The 25,097-nt window shown below is 58.1% G+C and carries 26 protein-coding genes and 4 pseudogenes; all 30 read left to right on the top strand.

From position 1 onward, the window contains the following. The first annotated feature begins 113 nt into the window (after window positions 1-113). The 30 genes and pseudogenes from F0169_RS00620 to F0169_RS00475 all read left to right on the top strand — a co-directional run bounded on the left by F0169_RS00620 (window position 114) and on the right by F0169_RS00475 (window position 24,830). Complete coding sequence (locus tag F0169_RS00620) at window positions 114-386, top strand: hypothetical protein (RefSeq protein WP_152745124.1); 273 nt, start codon at window positions 114-116, stop codon at window positions 384-386. Beyond that, on the top strand, window positions 379-570 hold the full coding sequence (locus F0169_RS00615; protein ID WP_152745123.1) for a hypothetical protein: 192 nt from the start codon (window positions 379-381) through the stop codon (window positions 568-570). Before F0169_RS00620 ends, F0169_RS00615 begins: the two co-directional genes overlap by 8 nt. A gap of 33 nt (window positions 571-603) precedes the next feature. Next, complete coding sequence (locus F0169_RS00610; protein WP_152745122.1) at window positions 604-1,026, top strand: hypothetical protein; 423 nt, start codon at window positions 604-606, stop codon at window positions 1,024-1,026. A 10-nt stretch (window positions 1,027-1,036) separates the two neighbouring features. Then, window positions 1,037-1,645, top strand: a complete 609-nt coding sequence (locus F0169_RS00605) for a putative metallopeptidase (protein WP_152745121.1) — start codon at window positions 1,037-1,039, stop codon at window positions 1,643-1,645. Window positions 1,646-1,676: 31 nt separating this feature from the next. Then, window positions 1,677-2,138 carry a DUF2280 domain-containing protein gene (locus tag F0169_RS00600; RefSeq protein WP_152745120.1) on the top strand — a complete coding sequence of 154 codons (462 nt, stop codon included), beginning with the start codon at window positions 1,677-1,679 and terminating at the stop codon, window positions 2,136-2,138. Continuing rightward, entirely contained in the window at window positions 2,125-3,426 is a 1,302-nt protein-coding gene (locus tag F0169_RS00595; protein ID WP_152745119.1) for a terminase large subunit domain-containing protein, read from the top strand. The genes F0169_RS00600 and F0169_RS00595 overlap by 14 nt, the downstream gene beginning before the upstream one ends. After that, window positions 3,423-4,840: pseudogene (locus tag F0169_RS00590) on the top strand (DUF4055 domain-containing protein). Before F0169_RS00595 ends, F0169_RS00590 begins: the two are co-directional and overlap by 4 nt. Next, complete coding sequence (locus tag F0169_RS00585; protein ID WP_152745118.1) at window positions 4,815-5,906, top strand: minor capsid protein; 1,092 nt, start codon at window positions 4,815-4,817, stop codon at window positions 5,904-5,906. Before F0169_RS00590 ends, F0169_RS00585 begins: the two are co-directional and overlap by 26 nt. A 28-nt stretch (window positions 5,907-5,934) precedes the next feature. Continuing rightward, window positions 5,935-6,243 carry a hypothetical protein gene (locus F0169_RS00580; RefSeq protein ID WP_152745117.1) on the top strand — a complete coding sequence of 103 codons (309 nt, stop codon included), beginning with the start codon at window positions 5,935-5,937 and terminating at the stop codon, window positions 6,241-6,243. A gap of 93 nt (window positions 6,244-6,336) precedes the next feature. Then, window positions 6,337-7,064: pseudogene (locus F0169_RS00575) on the top strand (hypothetical protein). Window positions 7,065-7,076: 12 nt separating this feature from the next. Next, window positions 7,077-8,039, top strand: coding sequence for a major capsid protein (locus F0169_RS00570; protein WP_152745116.1), 963 nt, complete (start codon window positions 7,077-7,079; stop codon window positions 8,037-8,039). 46 nt (window positions 8,040-8,085) lie between these two features. Then, window positions 8,086-8,535, top strand: a complete 450-nt coding sequence (locus F0169_RS00565) for a CTP synthase (protein WP_241679022.1) — start codon at window positions 8,086-8,088, stop codon at window positions 8,533-8,535. Further along, window positions 8,535-9,038, top strand: a complete 504-nt coding sequence (locus F0169_RS00560) for a DnaT-like ssDNA-binding protein (RefSeq protein ID WP_172979289.1) — start codon at window positions 8,535-8,537, stop codon at window positions 9,036-9,038. Before F0169_RS00565 ends, F0169_RS00560 begins: the two co-directional genes overlap by 1 nt. A gap of 34 nt (window positions 9,039-9,072) precedes the next feature. After that, complete coding sequence (locus tag F0169_RS27260; protein ID WP_172979284.1) at window positions 9,073-9,249, top strand: hypothetical protein; 177 nt, start codon at window positions 9,073-9,075, stop codon at window positions 9,247-9,249. A gap of 27 nt (window positions 9,250-9,276) precedes the next feature. Next, window positions 9,277-9,645: a hypothetical protein gene (locus F0169_RS00555; protein ID WP_152745113.1), complete on the top strand. Its 369-nt coding sequence runs from the start codon at window positions 9,277-9,279 to the stop codon at window positions 9,643-9,645. Beyond that, entirely contained in the window at window positions 9,642-10,238 is a 597-nt protein-coding gene (locus F0169_RS00550) for a hypothetical protein (protein WP_172979283.1), read from the top strand. The genes F0169_RS00555 and F0169_RS00550 overlap by 4 nt, the downstream gene beginning before the upstream one ends. Continuing rightward, window positions 10,235-10,654, top strand: coding sequence for a phage tail terminator-like protein (locus tag F0169_RS00545; protein ID WP_122251277.1), 420 nt, complete (start codon window positions 10,235-10,237; stop codon window positions 10,652-10,654). Before F0169_RS00550 ends, F0169_RS00545 begins: the two co-directional genes overlap by 4 nt. A gap of 68 nt (window positions 10,655-10,722) precedes the next feature. Then, a complete protein-coding gene (locus F0169_RS00540) occupies window positions 10,723-11,394 on the top strand; it encodes a phage tail protein (protein ID WP_099235206.1) in 672 nt (223 codons plus the stop codon). A 2-nt stretch (window positions 11,395-11,396) separates the two neighbouring features. Then, a complete protein-coding gene (locus tag F0169_RS00535; RefSeq protein WP_152745112.1) occupies window positions 11,397-11,786 on the top strand; it encodes a phage tail assembly chaperone in 390 nt (129 codons plus the stop codon). 47 nt (window positions 11,787-11,833) lie between these two features. Next, the gene (locus F0169_RS00530) at window positions 11,834-12,097 is read left to right on the top strand and encodes a DUF1799 domain-containing protein (protein WP_161936686.1); all 264 of its coding nucleotides are present in this window, start codon (window positions 11,834-11,836) and stop codon (window positions 12,095-12,097) included. Between the two features lie 10 nt (window positions 12,098-12,107). After that, window positions 12,108-15,584: a phage tail tape measure protein gene (locus F0169_RS00525; protein WP_152745111.1), complete on the top strand. Its 3,477-nt coding sequence runs from the start codon at window positions 12,108-12,110 to the stop codon at window positions 15,582-15,584. 3 nt (window positions 15,585-15,587) lie between these two features. Further along, entirely contained in the window at window positions 15,588-15,926 is a 339-nt protein-coding gene (locus F0169_RS00520; RefSeq protein WP_152745110.1) for a phage tail protein, read from the top strand. 11 nt (window positions 15,927-15,937) lie between these two features. Next, window positions 15,938-16,690, top strand: coding sequence for a phage minor tail protein L (locus F0169_RS00515; protein WP_152745109.1), 753 nt, complete (start codon window positions 15,938-15,940; stop codon window positions 16,688-16,690). A 358-nt stretch (window positions 16,691-17,048) separates the two neighbouring features. Further along, window positions 17,049-17,570 (top strand): hypothetical protein, encoded by a 522-nt coding sequence (locus F0169_RS00510; RefSeq protein ID WP_099235200.1) that lies wholly within the window; start codon window positions 17,049-17,051, stop codon window positions 17,568-17,570. 39 nt (window positions 17,571-17,609) lie between these two features. Further along, the gene (locus F0169_RS00505; RefSeq protein WP_152745108.1) at window positions 17,610-18,371 is read left to right on the top strand and encodes a C40 family peptidase; all 762 of its coding nucleotides are present in this window, start codon (window positions 17,610-17,612) and stop codon (window positions 18,369-18,371) included. A gap of 500 nt (window positions 18,372-18,871) precedes the next feature. Beyond that, window positions 18,872-19,138 carry a hypothetical protein gene (locus tag F0169_RS00500; RefSeq protein WP_152745107.1) on the top strand — a complete coding sequence of 89 codons (267 nt, stop codon included), beginning with the start codon at window positions 18,872-18,874 and terminating at the stop codon, window positions 19,136-19,138. Between the two features lie 222 nt (window positions 19,139-19,360). Further along, on the top strand, window positions 19,361-19,816 hold the full coding sequence (locus tag F0169_RS00490) for a hypothetical protein (protein ID WP_241679021.1): 456 nt from the start codon (window positions 19,361-19,363) through the stop codon (window positions 19,814-19,816). A 55-nt stretch (window positions 19,817-19,871) separates the two neighbouring features. Then, on the top strand, window positions 19,872-20,216 hold the full coding sequence (locus F0169_RS00485) for a hypothetical protein (protein WP_152745105.1): 345 nt from the start codon (window positions 19,872-19,874) through the stop codon (window positions 20,214-20,216). Between the two features lie 57 nt (window positions 20,217-20,273). Then, window positions 20,274-20,854 (top strand): annotated as a pseudogene (locus tag F0169_RS00480) (tail assembly protein). A gap of 59 nt (window positions 20,855-20,913) precedes the next feature. Further along, a pseudogene (locus F0169_RS00475) lies at window positions 20,914-24,830 on the top strand (TipJ family phage tail tip protein). Window positions 24,831-25,097 lie beyond the last annotated feature (267 nt).

The following is a 25,097-nucleotide window of genomic DNA, read 5'->3' as shown; positions in this document are numbered from 1 at the left end:
CCAAATATGACCGGAGCCTTTGTCATCGGCGCGGTCACCTGTGCCGTGGTTGGGTGGGCAGTCATAGAGGGCGCCATCTGGATTGGCACTCACATCAGTATTGGGTGGGCGTGATGAGCGATCAATCAGGCGAGCATGTCCACTACTGGGATGATGGCAAAGGCCGGCGGGAAGTGATCATCGACGGCCAGCGGGTTGCCGGTGTCACCTATTGCGACACTAAGGCTGGCATCGCCGTTGTCTTGGACGCCCCGCTCAAGTCCACCGATGGCGAACACGTCGACGTCCACCCTGTGTGGGGTGAGATCAGAGTCATCTACTGCGGCGGCTACACCGGCGCCAACAAGACATTACGCATGGGTGAGGGGCCGGTATTCAATGAGTAACGTAACCCGCCTGCGGCACGTACTGCCAATGAGCCCAGAAATCAACGCTGCGGTGAGCGCTCTCGACAAGGCCATTTTTGATGCCGTGGACGCGGCCAAGAATGCCGGGCTTCCTCAAGGCCTGATCGTGAGCCTGCTCCACGGTCATGCCCATGCACAGACACGCCAGATGGTGGCACGGTAATATCCCTGTTTCATAAATAGGGAGAGTGCAGCAATGGCTGAAGATCCAAGAGTGACGGCGCTAGATGATCACTACTACAAAGGAAACCTGAGCTTTGACCAGTTCGTCTTGGGCGCAACCTTGGCGGCGTCTGCCTATCTGGCGCAGACGCAGAAATATGCGAACTTTGGCTGGAATGAGCCAACTCTTCTGCTCCTTCCGCTCGTAGTGCTGGTCATATCGGCCTGGCTTGGCTTTAAGCGCATCGAGATAACGATCCATCTCCTCAAGATGAATGCTCGGTACCTAGAGTTATGCAGTACTTATCCAGACCGGGACTTCACTAAGCAGTTCGAGGTTGCCAGAAAAATTGGTGATGAGACTGGTTTTTTCTACCGATGGCGTAATCGTGCAATCTTCGCTGCCTTTGCCTGCCATATCGGGGTTAGGCTGGCGTCAACCTATCCAATATTCTGACGGGCGAATTATGAGCAGACCAATGCCACCGGCCGATCTGCTCGAATCACTGTGGCTCAATTTGCGTCCTGCGCCCGAGGTGTGGGAATGGCTCCAAGCCGAAATTCTTGCCGACACGGGCACCATTCACAACGAAGATCATGCTCACCTACTGGATGCAGACATCCGGATCATGTGGGCATCGTCGAGCTTCGCTAAGCAGGGTCGCACAGTTCTTGGCCAGGCCGAGCAGGTGGCGTTCCGCGCGGGTGGCTGGCAGAAAGCTCGGATGGAACAACAGATGCGTGATTGGTTCGGCGACGTGCCGGCCTTCATCATCACGCTGGCTGCTGACTACTGCGCCCAGTGCAGCGACACCGACTTCTGCGCCTTGGTGGAGCATGAGCTCTACCACATCGCACACGCCATGGATAAGTACGGTCAGCCTGCTTTCACAAAGGAGGGCGCGCCAAAGCTTGAGATGCGCGGACACGACGTAGAAGAGTTTGTGGGTGTCGTCCGCCGCTACGGTGCAAGCCCTGACGTTCAGGCGTTGGTGGATGCAGCAAACAGTCCTGCTGAGGTGGGGAAATTGAACATTGCGAGGGCCTGCGGAACCTGTCTGCTCAGATTGGCCTGACCCCTGACAGACCTAAGACGGAATTTACCCTATGGCAGCCCTGAACAATGAGGTGAAAGGCTTCATGGTTCAGGCCTTGGCGTGCTTCGACACTCCTTCCCAGGTTGCGGCAGCTGTCAGAGAGGAATTCGGCTTAGAGGTGACCCGTCAACAGTGTGAGGCTCAAGACCCTACCAAGCGCGCTGGGCGAGACCTGGCGAAGAAGTGGGTGACCCTGTTCCACGACACCCGGAAGCGGTTTCGCGAAGAGACAGCTGATATCCCGATTGCCAACCGCGCGTTCCGCCTCCGTACCATGAACCGGTTTGTTGAAAAGGCTGAGTCGATGAAGAACATCGGCCTGGCCATGCAGATCCTCGAGCAAGCCGCGAAAGAAACCGGTGACATATACGTCAACCGGGCCAGGAAGGAAGAGGCGGGCGACGAACCGGTGATCCCGACCCGCATCCAGGTCGACGTGGTAGATGCGAGGAAGCCGAATGCCGAGCCTTAACGTTCCGCAAGCTCAATTCCTCACGCTGCCCCACAAATTCCGCGCGTTCGTCGCCGGGTTCGGCTCAGGCAAGACTTGGGTGGGCTGCTCGGCGCTGAGCAAGCACTTCATGGAGTGGCCCGGTGTCAACGCTGGCTACTTCGCACCGACTTACCCTCAGATCCGGGACATCTTCTATCCGACCATGGATGAGGTGGCCTACGACTGGGGGCTGAAGACCAAGATCAACCAGGCGAACCACGAGGTTCACATCTACAGCGGCCGGCAGTACCGCGGCACTGTGATTTGCCGGTCGATGGAGAAGCCGCAGACCATCGTCGGTTTCAAGATTGGTCACGCCCTGGTGGATGAGCTGGACGTGCTGACTGCCGTCAAGGCACAGCAGGCCTGGCGCAAGATCATCGCCCGGATGCGCTACAACTTGCCCGGACTGAAGAACGGGGTAGACGTCACCACGACGCCGGAAGGCTTCAAGTTCGTCTTCCTGCAATTCGTGAAGCAGCTGCGCGACAAGCCGTCGCTCAAGGAGATGTACGGCCTGGTGCAGGCCAGTACGTTCGACAACGAGCTGAACTTGCCGGATGACTACATCGCCTCCCTGCTGGAGTCGTATCCGCCGCAGCTGATCATGGCGTACCTCAAGGGCCAGTTCGTCAACCTGACGTCCGGCACGATCTACACGGCCTACGACCGCAAGCTCAACGGCTGCTTCGACACTGTGCTGCCCGGCGAGCCGCTGTTCATCGGGATGGACTTCAACGTCGGCAAGATGGCGGCGATCACACACGTCAAACGCGACCAGGGACTACCCAGGGCAGTTGATGAGCTGATTGACGGCTATGACACGCCCGACATGATCCGCCGGATCAAAGAGCGCTACTGGCAGCACGACGGCAACGACTTCAAGAAGACCTGCGAAATCAGGATCTACCCGGACGCCTCGGGCGACTCCCGCAAGTCCGTGAACGCCAGCATCACCGACCTGGCCATGCTCAAGCAGGCAGGGTTCGCGGTCATCGCTCCAGCGGCAAACCCGCCGGTGAAGGATCGAATCAACGCAATGAACGCTGTCTTCTGCAATGCGCAAGGCGAGCGCCGCTATCTGATCAACCCTTTCACCTGCCCAACCTACGCCGACGGCCTGGAACAGCAGGTGTGGGGCGCAAACGGGGAGCCAGACAAAACCGCCGGCATCGATCACGCGAACGACGCCGGCGGCTACTTCATCCACCGCGAGTACCCGATTATCAAACCGGTCACCGCTATCAAAATGGGATACGCCCGATGAGCAACGATGTCTCCTTCAAACGGGCGGAATACACGGCAGTGCTAGACCGCTGGGCAACCGTTCGCGACGTCTGCGCGGGTCAGCACCGGGTAGTCGATCGGCTGCCTTATATCAATGCGCACGACAAGTCGCCAGAGAATCAGGATCGGAATCGTGCTTACCGTGAGCGCGCGGTGTTCAAGAACGCCACCGGGCACACCCGAAACGGGTTGCTCGGCCTTGCTTTCCACAAAGATCCGACGCTGACGGTTCCGACAAAGTTGGATTACCTGCAGGACAACGCCAACGGCTCAGGGGTGAGCATCTATCAGCACTCCCAAGGCACGCTCGAAAAGGTACTTGAGGCTGGCCGACATGGTTTGTATGTCGACTATCACCAGGACGATGGTATCGGCGGGCATGCGGTGATCCTCACTTACTGCGCTGAAGAAATCATCAACTGGCGCACCGGTATGGTGAACGGTCATAGCGTACTGACGCTGGTAGTGCTGAAGGAATCGCCGGAAATCCCTTATGGGTTCGGATTCAAGACGGTTGAGCAGTACCGGGAACTGGCCTTGGAGGAAGACGGCTTCGTTTGCCGAGTATGGCGCCGGGCAGGACCAGAGACTGGCGGGCCACTGGCGGTTACTGAGGAATTCCGGCCTACGGGTGCCGGCGGCCGGCTGAAAGAGATTCCGTTCACCTTCGTAGGCGCGCAGAACAACGATCCGAGCATCGATGAGTCTCCGCTCTACGACATCGCCATGATCAACCTGGGCCATTATCGGAACAGCGCTGACTACGAAGACAGCGTGTTCTGGTGCGGGCAGGCCCAGCCGTGGATCAGCGGGCTCGACGAGTCTTGGCGCGATTGGATGGAGAAAAACGGCATCTATGTGGGCTCCCGAGCCCCAATGATGCTGCCCGTCGGCGGCGCCTTCGGCTACGCCCAGCCCACGCCCAACACGCTGGTCAAGGAGCCATGGCCGATAAAAACCAGATGATGATCGAACTGGGCGCTCGGATGGTAGTGGCCTCGCTCGCTACCAAGACCGCTACTGAGTCTCGTGGTGACCAATCGGCGTCCACATCGGTTTTGGCTGGCTGCGTTGCCAACGTTAGCGAGGCCTACACCCGTGCGCTCATGTGGTGCTGCACCTACATGGGCATCACCGACAAGAAAGTCGCCTACCAGGTGAATCAGGAGTTCGTCGAACTCTCGGCTGATCCTCAGATGATCACCGCCTTGGTTGGCTTGTGGCAAAACGGCGGATTCGCCAAGGCAGACTTGCGGGCTTACCTGCGCAAGCTTGGGTTGATCGCACCAGAGCGCACGGACAAACAGATCGACGGTGAGCTGGAAGAGCAGGGCGATGGCCTTGGGCTGGACGACGAGGACAAAGTAGATGGCGGTGAAACAGGCGATTCTTGATGCGACCATCCGGCACGCAGTCTTCCTCGAAAAGCTCAAGGCGGGGGAAGTGGGCAAGTTCGCTCCCTTCCTCAAGGAGATTGACCGGTCTATCCGTGAGCGGCTGACCCAGTCGGACTTGACCGATTACAACGTCAAGCGCCTTGAAGCGTTGCTGAAGGAAGTGGATAGCCTGCTGCTGGGCATCTTCGACCGCTACAGCGCGCAACTGAACTTAGACCTGGTAGAAATCGCCAACTACGAGGCCGAGTTTGAGGCAACCAGTCTTGCCAGATCGGCGCCGGTTGGCGTTTCGCTGGATGTGGTCGCGCCGACTGCCGCTGCCATCCGCACCGCTGTGCTGACAAACCCGCTCAGCGTGCGCGGTACTGGCTGCGGGAAGCTGCTTAAGGCCTTCATCAAGGGCTGGACCAGCGCCGAGCGTGAACGTGTCACCGGCACTATCCGGCAGGGCTTTTTCGAAGGCCAGACTAACTTTCAGATCATCAAGAATATTCGCGGTACCAAGGCTGCCGGCTACAAAGACGGCATCCTGGCCACCACTAACCGCAATGCCAGCACGGTCGTACACACCGCTATTCAGCACGTGTCGTCCCAAGCGCGCATGGAGGTGGCCAAGGCCAACACGGACATCGTTGAGGAGATCCAGATAGTTGCAACGCTGGACAGCAAGACCAGCCAGCAATGCCGCTCGATGGACAAGCGCAAGTTTCCCGTGGAGTCCGGCCCCCGGCCGCCGTTCCACCCGAATTGCCGTACCACCTTCATCCTGCTGACTAAGCTCAGCGCAATGTTCGCCAAAGGCGCGACACGGGCTTCTATTGGTGCCAATGGCGGGCAACAGGTCAATGCTGATCTGGATTACTACCACTGGCTCCAGCAGCAACCGGCATCATTCCAGGACGTGGCTATCGGACCTGTACGGGCCAAGCTGTTTCGTGAAGGCGGGCTGACCGTGGAGCGCTTCGCCGAACTGCAGCTAGATCGAAACTTCGCTCCACTGACCCTCGCTCAAATGAAGGTGCTGGAGCCTCTCGCTTTTCAGCGAGCAGAGTTGCTACTCTGACCCATAAATTCAGTCAGGGACGATTTTTATGCTTAAAAATTTGGCGAACAATGATCTCCAGTGCATTGAGGAGTCATTCCTTTTAGCGGTGGACCATAAGGCATGTGGACTTTCAGTAGATTCCGCTAAAACCCGGATAAAAAATCTAACTTTAAGACTCTTTGCTTCTGGAGTTTTCACCAATACCGATTTAATAACTCATTTTGAAGACATGATTTCCGATCCGGAAATTGAGCTTTTAGCTCGACGCGAGTCTGCTTGTAAGGTCATCAATGCCGCAGTTGCTTTATCTACGTCTTTAGCCGGAAACGGCGCAGTGATTGAAATGTATTTTTAGCTAGCAAAAACTATCTTTAAACGAAACCCGGTCGCGTGCCGGGTTTTTTTATGCCTGCAAAGCGGGCTAAACATACCTAAGGGGTGCATTAACGTGGCAGAAGAAAACGAAATCGACCTGGAAAACCCGGCAATCAAGGACGCTATCGCGACTGCCGTTGAAGCATCCGTTTCCGGTTTGAAAACCAAGAACTCGGAACTGCTGGGCAAGCTGAAGGAAACCTCCGGCAAGCTGACCCAGTTCGAAACCCAGTTTGAAGGCATCGACATCGACGCCGTCAAAGGCCTGCTCAGTCGCGCCGGGCAGGACGAAGAAACCAAGCTGCTGACAGAAGGCAAGGTGGACGAGGTATTCAACAAGCGCACCGAGCGCTTGCGTGGCGAATACGACAAGCAGTTGAAGACCGTCAGCGCGCGCGCAGAGAAGGCCGAGTCCTTCGCCGCCAAGTTCCAGGGCAAAGTCCTGGGCGATGCGGTGCGCAGCGCTGCATTGAAGGCTGGCGCGATTCCTGAAGCTACGGACGACATCATCTGCGCGCCAAAGGCGTGTTCACCCTGAACGAAGACGGCGATGCGGTCGCTGTGGATGAGTCTGGCCAGACCATCCTCGGCAAAGACGGCAAGACCCCTCTGACCCCGCTCGAATGGGCGGAATCCCTGCGTGAAAGCGCACCTCACCTGTGGCCAAGGGCTTCAGGGACACAAGCCCCGGGCGGGGGTGGCGGCCAGGCTGCATTCAAGCGCTCCGAAATGACCTCCGAGCAGAAGCGCGACTACCAGCGCAAGCACGGCCAAACCGCATATCTGCAATTGCCCAAGTAAGGGGAAACACCCATGGCGACAACCGTCAACAGTGACCTGATCATCTACAACGATGAGGCGCAAACCGCATACCTGGAGCGCGTCCAGGACAACCTGGATGTGTTCAACGCATCCTCCAACGGCGCCATCGTCCTCGACAACGAAATGATCGAAGGCGATTTCCGCAAGCGCGCTTTCTACAAGCTCGGCGGCGGCCTTGATCACCGCGACGTCAACTCCGAAGCCAAAGTGGTTTCGAAGAAGATCGGCGCCGGCGAAGCTGTTGGCGTCAAGGCTCCGTGGAAATACGGCCCGTACCAAACCACCGAAGAGGCTTTCAAGCGTCGCGGTCGTCCAGTTGATGAGTTCTCTCAAATCATCGGCGTTGATGTCGCCGACGCTACCCTGGAAGGCTTTATTCACTACGCCACCGCAGCTCTGCGTGCCGCAATCGGCTCCAACGCAGACATGGTGGTCTCGGCCAACATCGAGACCGACGGCAAGAAGACTCTGACCCGTGGCATGCGCAAGTTCGGCGACAAGTTCGGCCGCATCGCCCTGTGGGTCATGCACTCGTCGGCCTATTTCGACATCGTGGACGAAGCGATCGCGAACAAGGTCTATGAGGAAGCCGGCGTCGTCATCTACGGTGGTCTGCCTGGCACGCTCGGCAAGCCAGTGCTGGTGACCGACACCGCACCTGCTGACGTGATTTTCGGCCTGTTGCCGAATGCTGTTGTGATCACTGAATCCCAGGCTCCCGGCTTCCGGTCCTACGAGGTGAACGACGAAGAGAACCTCGGCATCGGCTACCGCGCTGAAGGCACCGTGAACATCGACGTGCTGGGCTACAGCTGGAAGGAAACCACTGGCGGAGGCAACCCAACCCTGGCTGCTGTTGGTTCGGCCGCCAACTGGGTCAAGCACTCGGACAGCAACAAGGTCACCGCTGGCGTGATGATCACCCTCACAACTACCCCACCAGTCGGCGGCTAATACCGACCTCAAGGCGCGGCCAGTAATGGCCGCCATGGAGACAATCATGGAACTCGTTTACAGCAACCAACTGGGTGACTTCGACCCGAACAAGCGCTACCGCAACCCCGATCTGTTCCGCGCAGTGGAGCGTGGCGTGACCAAGGTCGTTATCGTGGGCGATTACCCTGAGATCAAAGCCGCGTATGACGCTGCCGAGATTGAGGTCGAGGTGCTGACCCGCAAAACTCCGGTTACGTCCGCCGCCGGTAAGGAAAAGGCCGCGAAGGACAAAGTGGCTGCCGGTAAGGAAAAGACCGGTAAAAACGTGCTGCCCGGTGGCACCAACGGGACCCTCAAGGATGGCACGAAGGATGAGCCGGTCTACATTCCTAAGCTCGAATCGAACGACCAGTGGATTATCATCACCCGCGACGGTGTACGCTTTGGCGAGTTCGTCGGCACTGCCGATGAAGCGAAGGCCGAGGCTTACCGCCTGAGTGAAATCAAGGAGTAATTATGCTCATCATCGAGGACGGCACCGGCAAGCCTGACGCGGAAAGCTACGCGTGCGCCGAGGACCTGGCCTTGTATGCCGTGAAATTCGGCACGGTCATCCCTGCGGGCGCTCCCGCGCAAGAGGCATTGCTTCGCCGGGCCGCCTTGGTTATGGATGGCATGACCTGGAAGGGTCGTAAGTCGAATAGCGAGCAGGCCCTGTCCTGGCCGCGCCGGGAAGTGCTGCTGGATCACGAGATCAAGCCGAACAACTACTTGCCAGCGCGCATTCAGTACGGGCAGATGGCCCTGGCCGCCGAGATACATCAGGACGACATCGACCCGGTGGAGAAGCGCAAAGGCGCTGTTTTACTGGATCGAGTTGAAGGGGCGGTGACACGGCAGTATGCGGCTATCCCGTCTACCAGCAATCGGTTGTTGCCGGCGGCACCTGACCGACCGAGCGCAACACAGTTTGCCGATTACCTTCAGCGCCGCGGGTTGTTTGCTGTTCGGGCATAAGATAGCGTAGGCCCTTCATTTAAATGGAGGTTTTATGGTTATCAGTAATGATGAAAAAATTGCTTTTTGGCAAAAGGCTTACCTTGCCGCTATTACAGGGTTGTCGGCTCGACCGAACGTTTCCGAAAACGATGTCGTTACCCGGGCAGTTGATACTGCTGATAAAGCGCTCGACGCTTATGTAACGCGAGCTGCGAGATTCTCGAGGTAGGCGATTTCCTATTAACTTGGAGCCACCATGGCCTTCTACGACGAAATGGCCGTGATGGCTCTGGAGATGATCACAGAGTTCGGCCAGCCCGTGACCATCAGCAAGACGGAGCAGGGCGATTACGACTCGGAGACGGGCGGGGAAGCGTCAGGCGCAACCGTCGAGCAAACAGCCCAGGGCATCCTGCTCGACTTCACCGGCCAAGAATTCCAAAACAACAGCCTCATCCGGCAGGGCGACAAGAAACTCAAGATCGCCGCGCAGGGGATGGCCTGGATTCCCGGCCTACTCGACAAAGTGGTCGCCCAAGGTCGTACCTGGTCAATCGTTCCTCCGCTGAAAGAGATCAACCCAGCCGGTACGCCGATCCTGTATGAACTGCAGGTGCGGTCGTGAGCCGGGCAGGCTCCGGCCAATCCGGCAGCTTCGCCCTGAGCCTGGCCGCGTTCGCTGCGCAGGCTACCGAAGCCCTCGACGCAAGCATGCGCGAGATCATCATTGAGGTCGGCAGCAGCCTGATCCGCATGTCCCCCGTGGGTAACCCGGAGATTTGGGCGCAGAACGCTGTGGCGACCCAGTACAACAAGGCTGTCGACGACCACAACAGCGCGCTGCGTAGCGACCCGGCCAACCTCACAAAGGCAGGCAGGCTAAAGCCAGGGCGCAAGGTGCACGACGGCATGGACATTGCGGCGCCCGCAGGCTACGTGGGCGGCAGGTTTCGCGGGAACTGGATGTTCAGTATCGGCACCCCGGACGGCAGCACAACCGAAGAAGTCGACCCGAGCGGCGTCAAGTCGACGGCGCGCATTACCTCCGGCGCTATCGAATTCAAGGCGGGCGACACCTGCTACATCACCAACAGCCTCGGTTATGCCATCCCGCTGGAGTTCGGCCATTCGACCCAAGCACCCGGCGGTATGGTCCGGGTCACCGTGGCCCGCTTCCAGCAGATCGTGCTGGAGGCCATCAGGAACAACCAGGTATGAGTCACGCAATCATCGCTTCGATCTACGAGGCAAAGCTCATCGCCTGGAACGCTGCCAGGTCGGAGAATCTGAAGATCGTCTTCGAGAACACGGCCTACACGCCGGCGGCGGACGAGACCTACCTGAGGGCGTTCACGATCCCGGGCGATACCGCGAGCAACACGCTCGGCGGTGATCACCGGCTGTTCACCGGCGTCTTCCAGGTGAGCATCATCGCACCGGCGGGCACCGGCAAGACCAAGACGAATCCGATTGTGGCTGAGTTGACAGACCTGTTCCCGCTGTATGTGCGCGACACGAAAAATGGCTTCGTTGTCACGCCCATGACGCCGGTAGATCAGGGACCAGGTATCACCGGCGACTCCACCTACACCGTCCCGCTGTCGTTCTCGTACCGGTCCGACACCACACCATAATCCGCCCGTTGGGCAAATCCTGAACCCGCCAAGTGCGGGTTTTGTCATTTCTGCAAAGAGGAAAACCCATGTCGATCTACTTCCCCAACGGGGCAACACTGGCGATCTCAACCGGCTTCGCTGCCGCCAAGTTGATCTCCGCCATCAGCAACGCAAATCCGGGCGTGGCCACGGCTTTGGCCAACGGTTTCTCCAACGGTGACATCCTGCTGGTTACTTCGGGCTGGGAGGACATCAACGAGCGCGCCGTGCGCGTGTCCAACGCCGCGGCCGGAGCCTTCACGCTTGAAGGCATCGATACCTCGAACGTTGCGTTCTTCCCGGACGGCATCAGCGCTGGCACTGCCAAAAAGGTTACCGGCTGGGTTGCGGTGAACCAGGTGATCGGTAACTCGATGTCTGGCGGTGAGCAGCAATACTGGACGTACGCACCGCTGGAGGCTCGCCGCGACAAGCAGATTCCGACTACCAAGAATGCTCAGGCGTTTGCGTTCCAGCTCGCCGACGACGACAGCCTCGCCTGGTACGACGAACTGGACAAGGCTGATCGTGAGAAGGAAGTGCGGATTCTGCGCATGTCTCTGCCCAACGGTAAAACGATCTACTACGCCGGTTACCCGTCGTTTAACAAAACCCCAACGTTGGTGCGCAACGAGGGTGCAGCTGTGACGTTCGGCTTCACCATTAACGCCGAGATTACGGCGTACCGCGCGCCAGTGGTTGCTGGCGGGGGTAGCTGATCATGGCGAAGTTCAAGATCGCGCAAGGCGCTACCTTCAAGGCGGATGTGGAAATTCCGCGCGTCGGCGGTGCATTCATCAAGGTGCCGTTTGAGTTCAAGTATCGGAACCGCAATGAGCTGGCAGCCTTGTTTGCAGGGTGGCAGCAACGGGCAAAGGACGATCAGGATGCTTTCAAAGCCAAAGCTGATGATTTGACTCTGGTGGACATCACTGATGCGGACATTGAACGCCAGGTAGATCAGGTCCAGGCATTGGTTGAAGGCTGGGGGTTTGAAGACAAGCTGAGCCCTGAGTCTATCCGCGCGCTGGTGGAAACATCTGCCGGCGCCGGTGAGGCCATTGTCGCGGCCTATCAAGCGGCTTACGCACCGGCCCGCACGGGAAACTGATCCGCGTCGCACGCGCCCTGTATGAGCCCCCTCCGAGTGCCGAGCAGTTGGCGGCATTCGGTCTCGACGCCTCGGACATGGAGGAGGCGTTTGAGGTGTGGCCGTGTGTCTGGCCGGCGTTCCGCTTGTTCGACGGCCTCTCAACACAGTGGCGCACCGGCGCGTGCGGCGCGACCGGCATTGATTACACCGCAATCACCAGCGTTGCCGAGCTCATCGGCATGAAGAAAAAACAACTCAGAGAGATCTTCCCCGACCTTCAAGTATTGGAGGCCGAGGCGTTGCTCGTTATGTCTGAGCAATCGAAATAATGGAGCACTCATGTCTACGATCGCTGAGCTTGGCATTGCGGTAGATTCAGGCGAAGCGGTCAAGGCCACCTCCGATCTGGAGAATCTTGCAAAGGCTGGTGCCAAGGCTGAGAAAGCCGCTGATGGTGTGGCGGCTGGTTTTGACAAGGCTGCAACCGCTGCATCCGACCTCTCGGCATCAGAGCGCAAGCTGTCCGAGTCTCTCGACGAAACTAAGGCGCGATTGCTGGCCACGGCGAAAGCCTCGTTGGAGTCGAGTGAGTATTACCAGCGCCTGACCACCAGTGTGAACACCAATGCTTCGGCTTTGGAGTCGTCCGGTTCGTCGGCAAGCAGCTTGGCTGCGCTTCAGCGGCGTTTACAGGCTGAATCCGACGCCCTGATAGGCTCGACAGATCGCCAGGCCGAGGCGACCAAGAAGGCCGCCGCAGCGACCGGCGCGCAGGCCGAAGGCTTGCAAGAGCTGCTCGGTAAACTCAACCCAACAATGGCTGCGCTCGATAAGCTCGATCAGCAGCAGGCTCAGTTGCAGAAATACAAGGCCGCCGGCGTCATTGATGCCGACACCTTCCGTGAGTACTCCGCTCGCATCGACGCCTCCCGCCAGAAGCTGGGGGAGTTCGACGAGGGGTTGAGAAAAACTGGCGTCAGCTCCGGGCAAACACAGGCGGCGCTGCGTCAGCTTCCAGCACAGTTCACTGACATCTTCACCAGCCTGGCAGGCGGGCAAAACCCGCTTATGGTACTCATCCAGCAGGGCGGTCAGATAAAAGATTCGTTCGGCGGCATCGGGCCGACGATGGACGCACTCAGGGACAAGTTCCGCTCGTTGTTTTCCGGCGGCGCCGGTGCGGCTGTATTGGGAGAGTCGCTTGCGGGTATCGCCTCCGGCGCGAAGGACACCGCTGAAAGCGCTGGCGAGGCAAGTGAAAGTCTGTCGGACCTGGCTGAAAGCTCGAACACAGCTGCGGAGGCGGCCGAGAACGCGCAGAAGGCCGTAGGCGCTATCCGCCCGGCAATGAGCGGGGTCACGTTCGGCGCTGCTGGTATGGCGCTCGCGCTGGCCGCCGTGGTCGTGTCGCTCGGCACCATGGTCTACGGCTACAAGACCGGCAGTCAGGAGGCGGACGAGTACAACAAAGCACTGATATTGACCGGCAATTACGCAGGAACCTCTGCGAGTCGCTTGGCTGATCTGGCGCAACAGGTCAGCGCGACGAATGGCACCACCAGCGAGGCGGCGGCATCGCTTACCAAGTTGGCGTCCAGCGGAGTTATCGCGGGCGACAGCTTCAAGGTTATCGCGGATGCCGCCGCGGCGATGGAAGACGCCACCGGCAAGTCGGTGGACGCGACCATTGCTGAGTTCGTCAAGATTGCTAAGGACCCAGTTGCGGCCGCGAAGGAACTGAACGATCAGTATCACTTCCTGACGGCTTCGGTTTACTCGCAAATCGTTGCTCTTAAGGAGCAGGGTGACACCATTGGCGCCGCAAAGCTGCTTACTGATACTTACGCGGATACCGTCAAAAGCCGATCCACGGAGATCACCGACAACCTGGGTTTCATCGAGAAAGCCTGGAAGGGCATCACCGATGAGGCCAAGAAATCGCTGGATGCGATCAAGAACATTGGCAGGGACGAAGGTCCGGCGAAACGGATTACTGAACTGACGCAAAGCGTTGCTTATGCAGAGAGCGCGCTCAAAGCTAACCCGAGCGATACCGACGTCAAAAAGAAGCTTGCTGCATCCAAGCAGGAGCTGGAGTTCCTCGTTGGACAGCGCGATACGCAGGACGCGATCAATAAAGCCCAGGCGCTATACCAAGGCAAACAGGACAAGGCCCAGGAGTCACAAAGGGCTTTCGACGCGCGAGAAAAGTCATTTCGCACCAATAAACAGAAGCGTGATGCTGAGCTCAAGGAGTTAGATCGCGAGCTGCAATCGTTTCGTGACGCGGATCCGAACGATCCTCGACTGGCCCAAGATCGAGTTAACAAGCAGCGCGAAAATATCAACGCCAAGTTCAAGGATCCCAAAACCGCTTCGGCCGGCGCTGTAGATCTCACGGCATACAACGATGCGCAGAATGCGCTCAAGGGCATTCAGGACGAATACACCAACACCTTTAGGCAGTTGGATGCAGCGCAGAAAGCCGGGTTGATCTCGCAGGCTGATTACGCAACGCAGCGCGCAGTCTTGATCCGTGCCGAGAAGGACGAAGTCACCGCCGGATACGAGGTGGAGATCTCCGCTCTTGAAGCTGCCCAGGGTAAGAAGACAACCACCTCCGCACAAAGCATCCAGCTTGACCAGAAGATCGCAGACGCACGCGCTGATATGGTCAAGGCTCAGAAGGATGCTGATAGCCAGCTTGAAGTGCTGGCGACGAGCGAGACGGGGCGCCTGGCGAAACAGGAGCGGTCAATCGCCTCTTACGTCCAGGCACTTGGACAGCAGCAGCGCGCTCTGGAGCTTGCCGGGCAGCGCGCCGTAGTTGGCGTTGGCCAGGGTGACCGCCAGAACGCACTTAACGGTGAGCTGAACAGCCAGCAAGACCGGTTTGCTCAGCAGGCGCTGGAGCTAGCGAATCAAAAGTCCGACCCGTCGCGAAATATGTCGGAGGAGGAATTCAAGCGCAAATCTCAGGCGCTCGCAGATGCGAACAAAAACGCTACCGACCAGATCCGGCAGAACTATGCGGACGTTGAAGCCGCTCAGGGCGATTGGACGAAAGGCGCCTCAGCAGCTTGGGAAAACTACCTCGATTCGGCTCGCAACATCGCTGGGCAGACAAAAAGCCTGTTCGGCAATGCTTTCAGCAGCATGGAGGATGCGGTCGTCAACTTTGCAATGACCGGCAAAGCATCGTTCTCGGACTTCGCTAAGTCGATTTTGGCGGATATGGCGCGTATCGCTACCCGTCAGGCCAGTTCGGCATTGCTGAGTAGCTTGGTCAGCGCAACGGCCACCTATTTCGGTGGAAGCGCTGCCGCGGGCACGGGCAATGGATTGGCGGCGGGATCAGCCGGTGCAGTCTCATCGAACCTCGGCGCCTCCCAAGCGGGTTACTCGTCGACTTACCTCCAGGCTGAAGGCGGCGCCTGGTCCAAAGGCGTGCAGATGTTCGCCGACGGCGGCGCCTTCACCAACTCGGTTGTAAGTAAACCCACTGCATTCGGCATGGCCAACGGCAGAACCGGTGTCATGGGCGAGGCTGGAGACGAGGCGATCATGCCTCTGACGCGCACGGCCAACGGCAAGCTGGGCGTTATGTCGGTTGGCGGTGGCGGCGGCACCTCCGTCAGTCTTTCAATGCCGATCATGGTCATGACAGATGAAGAGTCGGGCAAGTCGGAAGGCGACGAACTCGATACCGAACTGTTTCAGCGAAACATGCAGGAGCGCATGCGCACAGTCGCGAAAGAAGAGATCGCCAAGTCTTGGCGCCAAGGCGGCGTGAGCAGCCGAAACGTGAAAGGATGATTTATGGCAATTGAGCGATTCACCTGGGCAACGGAAAAAGGCGCGGAGGGGGAAATCACCCAGCGCGTCCGCTCCAAACAGTTCGGGGACGGCTACGAGCAGTCGGTCGAGGATGGGATCAATAGCCGAGCCCAATCTTGGCCGGTCACGTTCACCGGCATGAAGCCCCGCATCAAGGAAATTATGGTGTTCCTCGATCGGCATAAAGGCTCCAAGGGTTTCCTGTGGGAGCCCCCGCTGGGCGATCTCGGCTTATACAAGTGCGACGGCTACAAGCCAGTTCACCGAGGTGGCCAGGTCTACGCCATCACAGCAACATTCCAACAAACCTTTCACCCCTGAGATAACCGCGCATGTCACTGATAACGGACATCCAGAAGCTGGAGCCCGGCGGCGAAATTCGCCTGTTCGAAATTGACGGGACCGAGTACGGCGCCGATTACTTGCGCTTCCACGGTCACGCTATTCCGCATACGCCGGATGAACTGCTGGCCTACGAGCATTCGGAAGAAGACCTACCGGCGAAGTCGATCTGGTGGCAGGGCGAGGAGTACGCGGCGTGGCCGGTGCAAATTGAGGGGATTTCCTCGAGCAGCGACGGTAGCGCCTCCCGGCCTACCTTCGCCGCCGGCAACATCAACGGGCGCGTTACGGCACTGTGCCTGGCCTTCGAGGACATGCTTAAGTTCAAACTGACGGTGCGCGAGACCCTGGCCCAGTATCTGGACGCGGCGAACTACCCCGGCGGCAACCCGACAGCCGATCCGACACAGGAGGCGCTGGAAATCTGGTACATCGACCAGAAAACCAGCGAGGACGGCGAGGCCGTGGTCTGGGAGCTTTCTTCCCCCGGCGAGATCGACCACCACGGGCTGCCCGGTCGGCAGATGACGACCTTCTGCCACTGGGCCATGACCAATGGATACCGTGGGCCTGATTGCGGCTACACCGGCGCGGCGATGTTCGACGACGAGGACAACCCCACGGATGACCCAACGCTCGACCAGTGCAAGGGCTGTCTGTCGTCGTGCAAGTTGCGCTTCGGAGAGAACAACGAGCTCAGTTTCGGCGGATTTCCGGCTGTGAGCCTCGTGTCCAGATCGTAGTAGAATGACTATGTGGCTAGGGCATGCAACCCGAAAAGTCGGCACCTAACCGACCTGCCACTCCTTTCAGTTAGGTCTCACGCTTTAGGGGTGTGAATTGAAGAGGAAATACCCAAAAGATTTAGTGGGCTTGCAGTTTGGCAGGCTCACGGTGGTCAGCGAAGCGCCAAACGATAGACCTTATAGGGTCAGTCTTTGGGACTGCCGATGTGTATGCGGCAATTCCCGAGTCGTCCAAAGATCTGCGCTCGTGTGTGGCGTACAAGTGTCTTGCGGCTGCTTTATGAGAATGCGGGTTAAAGAAACCCACACTACCCACGGACTACACAGGCACTCTGCCTATGGGACATGGAAGGCGATGATCGATCGCTGCTACAACCCTGATTCCAAAGACTACAAAGATTACGGAGGTCGAGGTATTCGGGTGTGTAATGAGTGGCAAGACATTGCGGGATTCGTCGCCGGAATGGGGGCGAAGGAGAAAGGCCAGAGCATCGACCGGCTTGATGAGAATGGCGATTACGAGCCAGGAAACTGCCGATGGACTGACGCTCTAGGTCAGGGCGAGCATAAGCGGAACAATGCCATTGTCACGCGCCTCGGCAATCAGAGGCATATCGCCAGTGTTTGGCGCGAGGCTGGCATAAAAGAATCTACGTTTTACAACCGCCTCGATGCTGGGATGACTCCTGATGAGGCAGCCTCAAAGCCCGTGCGCAAACATAATGCGACTCTGCTGATCGATGGCGAAGAGAAAACAGTCGTTGAGTGGGCGAAAATAGCCGGAGTGAGCCAGGCGACCATGCGCAATAGAGTAAAGGCTGGAATTATCGGACGGGCACTACTTAGGCCTCCGCAATCCGGGAAAATGTTTGCTTAACCAAGGGCGCTTCGGCGCCCTTTTTAGTGGGCGCAAATAATGCGAAAACACATCATCACCACCATCCAGGCGCACGCGGCAGCCGAGTATCCGAAAGAGTGCTGTGGCTTGCTGTTGGCGGTCGGGCGCGCGCAGAAGTACTTTCCGTGCCGGAACATCGCCACGGAGCCAAAAGAAGAGTTCCGGCTTGATCCAGAGGATTACGCGGCGGCGGAAGACGCGGGCGAGGTGATCGGCATCGTTCACTCGCATCCGGATGCCACCAGCAGGCCGTCGCCGCACGACTTGGCCATGTGCGAGGCCACTGCCTTGCCCTGGCATATCTTGTCGTGGCCTGAGGGGGATTTGCGCACCATCACGCCAACCGGCAGCACGCCGCTGCTGAAGCGCCCGTTTGTGCACGGTGCCTGGGATTGCTGGCAGGTTTGCGCTGACTGGTATCAGCGTGAGTGGGGACTGGAGTTTGAAGCCTTCCAGCGAGCTGATGGCTGGTGGGAGAGCGCGGAAAACGCCAGCCTGTACGAGGCAAACTACGAGGCCGCAGGCTTTGTGCGCGTGGACCGGCCTCAGCGCGGGGATATGATCGTTATGCATGTCGGTCGAACGGTGCACCCGAACCACGCCGGTATCTACTTGGGTACTGATCCGGCGCTACCCGGCGAAGAGTCGGGAGCGTTCGGCCCCGGCCCATTTCTACTGCACCACCTATACGGCAGGCCGTCTGAGATCGTCGTTTTTGGCGGTCCGTGGTACGACCGAACTCGCTTGATCCTGAGGCACAAACTCTGCGTAGAGAGCTGAAATCTTTCGAAGCTTACGAGTGAGACGCTGAAGATGTTCCCAGCGGCCCATAGCGTATGAAAGAGGGGTATATATCGCAATCGATCACGGGGAACTGAGCTGGATTGGCTGCTGATCCTGACCTATGTGATATGCCCGAATATTCTCGAGAAGCGTCTGTCGCCCGAGTATTTTACGCCCTCTGTCTGTATCAAAGAAAAATCGGTTGAAACCGTGCACAGAGATTCAAAAATCGTTGCGAGGTCACTCTCCGAGCGAAAAGTGCTAACCCCTAGACCGGTCTCAACTCCACCCAGCGCGAATTCATGGCATCTGCTGGAAAGATTTAAATTCGATGATAAGAGAACATAGGGGAATTGAATTTTACCTAGCAGCATTGTTGTTTTCCTTGCTTTATACGCGCCGAGACTGGCGCAACTCCGAACCTAGAGATTTCAGGCGTAGAGCAGTTAAATCCTTAAATTCATTTTTCGCTGCCCGCAAGGCAGAAGGAGGGCCGCATGCCGCCAAGCCAAACCTACATGCTGACCATTTACGACCTCTTCATCATCACCGATGCCGGTGTCGTTGGAGCTGAAAACGAGGTCGCCATTCTGTATGGCGGTGTCGAGATTGATCGAGTGAGGTCTTCAGGCAAGTGCCAGAGCAAAGATGGCTACGCCCGCGCCTACACTGGCAAGCCTGGGCTTACGGCCATTGTTGCTTCTGGGCCGGGTCGAGTTCTTTTTGAGAAAGCTGAGGTTAGGCAGGCGGCGTCAGTCCGCTGAAGTCATCCGTGCCCAGCCTATGAGAGCCATATCTCACGGCGTATTCATTGGTGAGGTGGGATGCTGCAGCGTCAGCTATGTGTTTGCTCGCATACACGTCAATCAGGTGCCAAACAGCAGGGCGCTCTCTCAGTACTGCCCAACCAAGGACACAGCCTTTGTTGTCAGGATCTGGCGGCAAGTTTTTAGAGAGACTTTTGATTAGCATGGCTGATCCTTGATTTGACGAAGGAAGAAACTACTCCTGTACGCTGGCGCTACGCCACTGGCATTCCATCCACGCTGGATGCCTGGACAGGTCCGATGTACAGTGCCGATTCCAGTGGAGGGGCGTCGATGAAAATTTGGGCGGCAGCTTTTACAGCGGCATTGCTTGCCGGTTGTACCGACAGCGGGCCGATCAAGGTCGGACCGGACACTTACACAATTTCAACACGGGTTCCGTTCGGTGGGCCAGCATCCGCGAAAGGTCAGGCGCTGAAAGAGGCAAACACTTTCTGCGAATCACAGGGCCGGGAAATCCTCCTTGATCATATGCAGGCTAGTGAGTGTGCGTTGCACGGCGGCTGCGGTGAGGCGGAGATTTATTTCTTCTGTATGGCCAAGGGCGACCCGCAGTTGAAGCGCCAACGATATAGCCCCGATCCGACGCAAAAAATCGAAATTAATCAGCGATAATTACGGTGGCGAGCTGCATAGCAGTGCAGTCACGACAAATCAAAGAGGGAACGACATGCGGATTTTGATAGCGGCGGTAGCGATGATGGTGCTGGCGGGGTGCACCACACCTGGTGATCTCAAAAACGGAAAGGCCACAATCAGCGCTTCGTCGAACAAAGCACCGAAGCAATACGCTCTATGCGTATTCCCGCGCTGGCAGGATGCAAGATCCGGCGCGACCATGTTTGAGACAGAGCGCGGCTACAGGCTGACGGTGAGCACCGACATGACAACCGATGAGCTGTTGGAAATCAACAAGTCTGCATCAGGCAGCAGCGTCAGCCTGTATCAGAGGCTGGCCTGGGCGCCAGGTGTCGGCAGGGCGGCGATTGAACAGTCGGTGCGCGACTGCCTATAAAGCAAATTCATTTCCAGGCCGCCCAAGTGGCGGTTTTTTTATGCTCGGAGAAAAGCAATGTCAGCAAGCGTTATTGAGTACTCACCCATGGAAATGGTTCGACTCGGCGGGCCTCTGCGGAAGTTCGGCAAGGAGTTCATGCTGTCTGTTCGCAGCCCCGCAGAGGCAATTAAAGCCCTATGCATCCAGATTCCAGGACTTGAAAGATATATTAGCTCGGCTAAGAGCCGCGGCCTTGAGTTCGCAGTGTTTCGTGGAAAACGGAATATTGGCGAGGCGGAACTAGGCTATCAGGGGCGCGGGGTTATTCGGATTGTCCCGGTGATAACGGGCAGCAAAAGAGCTGGCATTCTTCAAACTATAGTTGGCGCAATTCTTATTGCCGCTTCATTCATCCCTGGCTTTCAGGCTTTGATGCCTGTTGGCATCGCAATGGTCGCCGGCGCGTTATCCAGATGCTCAGCCCTCAGGCTGGCGGGCTCAAGACCAGCGCCGCACCAGAGAACACCCCCGGTTACGCTTTTGGTAGCGCCAAGAACACCACAGCATCCGGCAACCCAGTACCGCTGTGCATCGGGGAGCGTCGGTGGGGTGGCGCAATCATCAGTGCCGCCATCTACGCCGAAGACCAGATGTAATCGAAGTCAGAATCACAGCAGCCGCCCACGAGGCGGCTTTTTATTGCCTGGAGAAAAGCATGGGCGCAGCACGCAAGATCGATGTCTACGGCGCCAAAGGCGGTTCCGAAAAGCCAAAGAATCCAACCGAAGCTCCGGACAGTCTGCGCTCTGTCGCCGTTGCCAAGATGCTCATAGCTATCGGCGAGGGCGAGTTTGAAGGCACGCCGACGCGCGCGACATCTATCTCGACAACACGCCGCTGCAAGACCCGCAAGGTAACATGAACTTCCCGAACGTGAAGTGGGAGTGGCGCACCGGGGCTGTCGACCAGCCTCATATCCAGGGCATCCCGTCGGTCGATAACGAAACCACGATCGGCACTGACCTTCGCAGTGGAACTCCGTGGGTGCGGGCGTTTAACAACACACAGCTTTCCGCTGTACGCGTACGTTTTGCTTGGCCGGCACTCCAGTCGGTCGACGCCAGTGGCAATATCAATGGCTACCGAATCGAATACACGGTCGAGGTAGCCACTGACGGTGGCGCCTACCAGCAAGTGCTGAGTGAGGCTGTCGATGGCAAGACCACGACAGTGTACGAGCGCACCCGTCGTATCGACCTGCCCAAGGCAACCACCGGTTGGTTGATGCGCATCACGCGACTGACGATCAACCAGAACAACAACAAAATCTCCGACACGATGCAGATTGCTGGTTTCTCGGAAGTCATCGACGCCAAGATCCGTTACCCGAACACCGCTTTGCTATACATCGAATTTTCAGCAGAGCAATTCCGCAGCATTCCAGCCGTGACAGTCGGTTGCAAGGGGCGCAAATGGTTGGTGCCGAGCAACTACGATCCGTCCTCTCGCACTTACACAGGCGTATGGGATGGCACCTTCAAAGAGGCGTACACCAACAACCCAACGTGGGCAACGCTTGGCATCACCACAAACGACCGTTTCGGCCTCGGCCGGCGCATCAAGCCGTGGATGGTGGACAAGTGGGAGCTCTACCGGATCTCGCAGTACTGCGACCAGATGGTGCCGGACGGGAAGGGTGGTCAAGAGCCGCGCTTTATCTGCAACCTGAACCTGCAAAGCAAGGCTGACGCTTGGTCTCTGCTGCGTGACATCTCGGCGATCTACCGTGGCATGACTTACTGGGCTCAAGGCCAGGTTTTCACCCTGTCGGACATGCCGCGCGCCACCGACTTCGACTTCGCTTACACCGGGGCGAATGTGATCAAGGAAGGAAAGCAGCCGTTCACCTACTCGAGCGCATCGGAGCGCACCCGCTATACGCGCGCACTGGTCAGCTACGACAACCCGCTGAATAACTACGACACCGATGTAACGGCCGTCACCGACCAGAAGTTGCAGCGCCGATACGGCGATAACCCACTCGAGATCAGCGCTATCGGCTGCACCCGCGAATCCGAGGCTCAGCGCCGGGGCAAATGGGCGCTGCTCACAAACTCCAAGGATCGGGCGGTGACGTTTAAGGTTGGGCTGGACGGACGCATTCCGTTGCCAGGCTACGTAATCCCAATCGCCGACGAACTGCTCGCTGGGCGGCCTGTGGGCGGTCGCATTTCGGCGGTAAATGGAAAAGTCATCACCTTGGATCGCGATACCCAGGCCAAGCCCGGCGACCGGCTGATCCTCAACCTGCCCGATGGCAAGTGCGAGGGGCGTACCGTGCAAATGGTTAGCGGCCGGCAGGTCACTGTTACGGTGGCCTACTCGGTGGCGCCGGAGCGTGAGCTGGTCTGGGCGCTGGATGCTGATGACTTGGCTATCCCCCTGTACCGCGTTGTGAGCGTGGCGAGACCAGAGCCTGGTGTTTTCGAAATCTCGGCCGTGCAATACGACCCGAGCAAGTTTGCGCACATCGATACCGGCGCGCGCCTGGAAGAGCGGCCGATCAGTGTTATCCCGATAACGGTCGTTCCAGCACCGGCAAGCGTTACGCTGACGTCGAGCTACGCCGTGAATCAGGGCATTGCCATCAGCACCATGAACATTTCGTGGCCCGCCGTGAGCGGCGCTATCGCTTATGACGTGGAGTGGCGCAAGGACAGCGGTAACTGGATCAAGATTCAGCGTACAGGCTCGACGAGCGTAGACGTTACAGGCATCTATTCGGGCGCATACCTGGCCCGGGTGCGCGCAGTCAGTGCCTTCGACATTTCGTCGGTTTGGAAAAACTCCATCCTGACCAACCTGGAAGGCAAAACCGGTTTGCCGCCGGCGGTGTCGTTCTTGACCACAACCAGCTTGGTCTATGGCATCGGCATTCAGTGGGGATTCCCGCCGGGCGCCGAGGATACCGAGCGCACGGAGATCTGGTATAGCCAATCAGCCGACCTCACCACTGCGATCAAGCTGAGCGACTTCAGCTACCCGCAGGCCAAGCACGAGATGCATGCGCTGCTGGCCGGGGCGAGCCTGTTCTTTTGGGCGCGCCTCGTGGACCGCACCGGTAACATAGGCCCGTTCTTCCCTGTGCCTGGCGCGGTCAACGGCCAAGCCAGTTCGGACCAGAGCGAGTACGAGAAGTACTTCGCCGACAAGATCGGCAAGGGCGCGCTGTATCAGAGTCTGCGCGAAGAAATCGAGCTGATTTCCGGCGACGGTCCAGGCTCTGTAAATGATCGCCTGGAGGAGGCCAAGCAGGAACTGGAGGAACTGATCAAACAGGTGAGCGATGCCTTGGCGTACGACCCTGCTAAGGCTTATGCGAAGGGTGACATCGTTCGCCTGGATCAACGCTTGTATCAGGCCAAAGTAGCGGTGCCCGGCGGTGCCACGCCGCCGGACGCCGCTTACTGGACCGACATCGGCACAATCTTGGAGACCGCCAACGCGCTGGCCTCCCAGGTGCGGATCATCGAAACCAAGATCGAGGAAATCGACGGCAAGGTTGTTTCGACAGCCTCGTCTGTTGAGGCACTGCGCTCTGCTGCTCGCGGTGATGATGGCGCTGGCGACCTGGCCGATGCGGTGAAGGGGTGGAACTCCACGGCCGATCTGGCGGTTGAGCGCAAAACGCGGGCGTCTGAAACTCTCACCACGGCCCAGCAGCTCCTAACGCTCGGGGCTCAGATTGGTGACAACAGGTCGTCGCTGACTGTTTTGGAGCAGGTGGTGGCAACCAACCGAGAAACAGCGGCCACTCAGGTGACGCAGCTCAAGAGCGACCTCAAGACCACTTCGGACAAGGTTGATGTGCAAGGAGGCACCATCGCGGGCCAGGCTCAGGTAATTACCGGGCAAGGCATTGCGATCTCGGGGCTCGATACGAAGGTCATCAACCTGGACGGCAAGATCACCTCAATGGCGTCGAGCAATGACACGCTGCGCGCCTCGGTGCGCGGTGACGACGGCGCCGGCGAGCTGGCCAGCGCTGTCAAGGCGTGGGATTCCACGGCCACATTCGTTGCTGAGAAGAGGGTGCAGGCGACGGCCAACGAAGCGCAGGCCAAGACGTCCGAAACACTGCAATCCAGCATCGGCCAAACCAGCGCGTCAGTGCAGCAGGTCAGCCAAACCCTCGTTGGGCTCGACGGGAGGGTATCGTCTCAGGTCACCCTGAAGGCTCAAACAATCGTAGATGGGCGAAAAGTCACCACAGGCCTGGCCTTCGGCACCAACGGCGAGCAATCAGAGTTCCTGATCATGGCTCAACGGATGGCTGTCGTTAACGAGATCGACGGCAAGGTTGTTCCGATGTTTGTCATCGAGAACGGTCAGGCGGTTTTCAACACAGCGATCATCAGCAAGGCGTTTGTTCAGGAAATCATTCTGGGCATGGTGCTGCGATCGCCTGCTGTCGACTCAAAAGGCCGGCCACTTCTCGAAATCAACATACCGGCAGGTACGTTTACTGTTCGTAGTGCTGGCACTGGCGGATCTTCCGTGCTGAACAACGACGGTCTGGCTGTGTTCGATTTGAATGAGGTCCTCAGGCTTATGGCGGGGAGGCTTTCCTAATGAGTTTTGGTGTTCGAGTATGGGGGGCGAACAGCGCCCTCCAGATGGATACAGATAGTTTTACTTATCAGGTAATTCATAATGCGCTTTATGATTTGACCTCTACTCTCGTTATAACCGTTAATATACCCGGATTTAGCGCAGATACTTGCGTCGCCGTAATTTTACCCACGGAACCGGCAGCAGGTGACAACTCGTCGAGCGCGCTTCCCTACATGTCCGTAGCGCCTGAAGTCGTCACAATTAGAGGCAAGAATCCGGGGGAGC

It is taken from the genome of Pseudomonas kitaguniensis, assembly GCF_009296165.1.
In the GTDB taxonomy this organism is placed as follows: Bacteria; Pseudomonadota; Gammaproteobacteria; order Pseudomonadales; family Pseudomonadaceae; genus Aquipseudomonas; species Aquipseudomonas kitaguniensis.
This window is presented reverse-complemented; position numbering and strand designations above follow the sequence as displayed.

Coding starts and splice junctions, on each gene's coding strand:
- F0169_RS00620 (WP_152745124.1), top strand. CDS start 114: ATGAGCGATCAATCAGGCGAGCATGTCCACTACTGGGATGATGGCAAA.
- F0169_RS00615 (WP_152745123.1), top strand. CDS start 379: ATGAGTAACGTAACCCGCCTGCGGCACGTACTGCCAATGAGCCCAGAA.
- F0169_RS00610 (WP_152745122.1), top strand. CDS start 604: ATGGCTGAAGATCCAAGAGTGACGGCGCTAGATGATCACTACTACAAA.
- F0169_RS00605 (WP_152745121.1), top strand. CDS start 1,037: ATGAGCAGACCAATGCCACCGGCCGATCTGCTCGAATCACTGTGGCTC.
- F0169_RS00600 (WP_152745120.1), top strand. CDS start 1,677: ATGGCAGCCCTGAACAATGAGGTGAAAGGCTTCATGGTTCAGGCCTTG.
- F0169_RS00595 (WP_152745119.1), top strand. CDS start 2,125: ATGCCGAGCCTTAACGTTCCGCAAGCTCAATTCCTCACGCTGCCCCAC.
- F0169_RS00585 (WP_152745118.1), top strand. CDS start 4,815: ATGGCGGTGAAACAGGCGATTCTTGATGCGACCATCCGGCACGCAGTC.
- F0169_RS00580 (WP_152745117.1), top strand. CDS start 5,935: ATGCTTAAAAATTTGGCGAACAATGATCTCCAGTGCATTGAGGAGTCA.
- F0169_RS00570 (WP_152745116.1), top strand. CDS start 7,077: ATGGCGACAACCGTCAACAGTGACCTGATCATCTACAACGATGAGGCG.
- F0169_RS00565 (WP_241679022.1), top strand. CDS start 8,086: ATGGAACTCGTTTACAGCAACCAACTGGGTGACTTCGACCCGAACAAG.
- F0169_RS27260 (WP_172979284.1), top strand. CDS start 9,073: ATGGTTATCAGTAATGATGAAAAAATTGCTTTTTGGCAAAAGGCTTAC.
- F0169_RS00555 (WP_152745113.1), top strand. CDS start 9,277: ATGGCCTTCTACGACGAAATGGCCGTGATGGCTCTGGAGATGATCACA.
- F0169_RS00545 (WP_122251277.1), top strand. CDS start 10,235: ATGAGTCACGCAATCATCGCTTCGATCTACGAGGCAAAGCTCATCGCC.
- F0169_RS00540 (WP_099235206.1), top strand. CDS start 10,723: ATGTCGATCTACTTCCCCAACGGGGCAACACTGGCGATCTCAACCGGC.
- F0169_RS00535 (WP_152745112.1), top strand. CDS start 11,397: ATGGCGAAGTTCAAGATCGCGCAAGGCGCTACCTTCAAGGCGGATGTG.
- F0169_RS00525 (WP_152745111.1), top strand. CDS start 12,108: ATGTCTACGATCGCTGAGCTTGGCATTGCGGTAGATTCAGGCGAAGCG.
- F0169_RS00520 (WP_152745110.1), top strand. CDS start 15,588: ATGGCAATTGAGCGATTCACCTGGGCAACGGAAAAAGGCGCGGAGGGG.
- F0169_RS00515 (WP_152745109.1), top strand. CDS start 15,938: ATGTCACTGATAACGGACATCCAGAAGCTGGAGCCCGGCGGCGAAATT.
- F0169_RS00510 (WP_099235200.1), top strand. CDS start 17,049: ATGATCGATCGCTGCTACAACCCTGATTCCAAAGACTACAAAGATTAC.
- F0169_RS00505 (WP_152745108.1), top strand. CDS start 17,610: ATGCGAAAACACATCATCACCACCATCCAGGCGCACGCGGCAGCCGAG.
- F0169_RS00500 (WP_152745107.1), top strand. CDS start 18,872: ATGCCGCCAAGCCAAACCTACATGCTGACCATTTACGACCTCTTCATC.
- F0169_RS00485 (WP_152745105.1), top strand. CDS start 19,872: ATGCGGATTTTGATAGCGGCGGTAGCGATGATGGTGCTGGCGGGGTGC.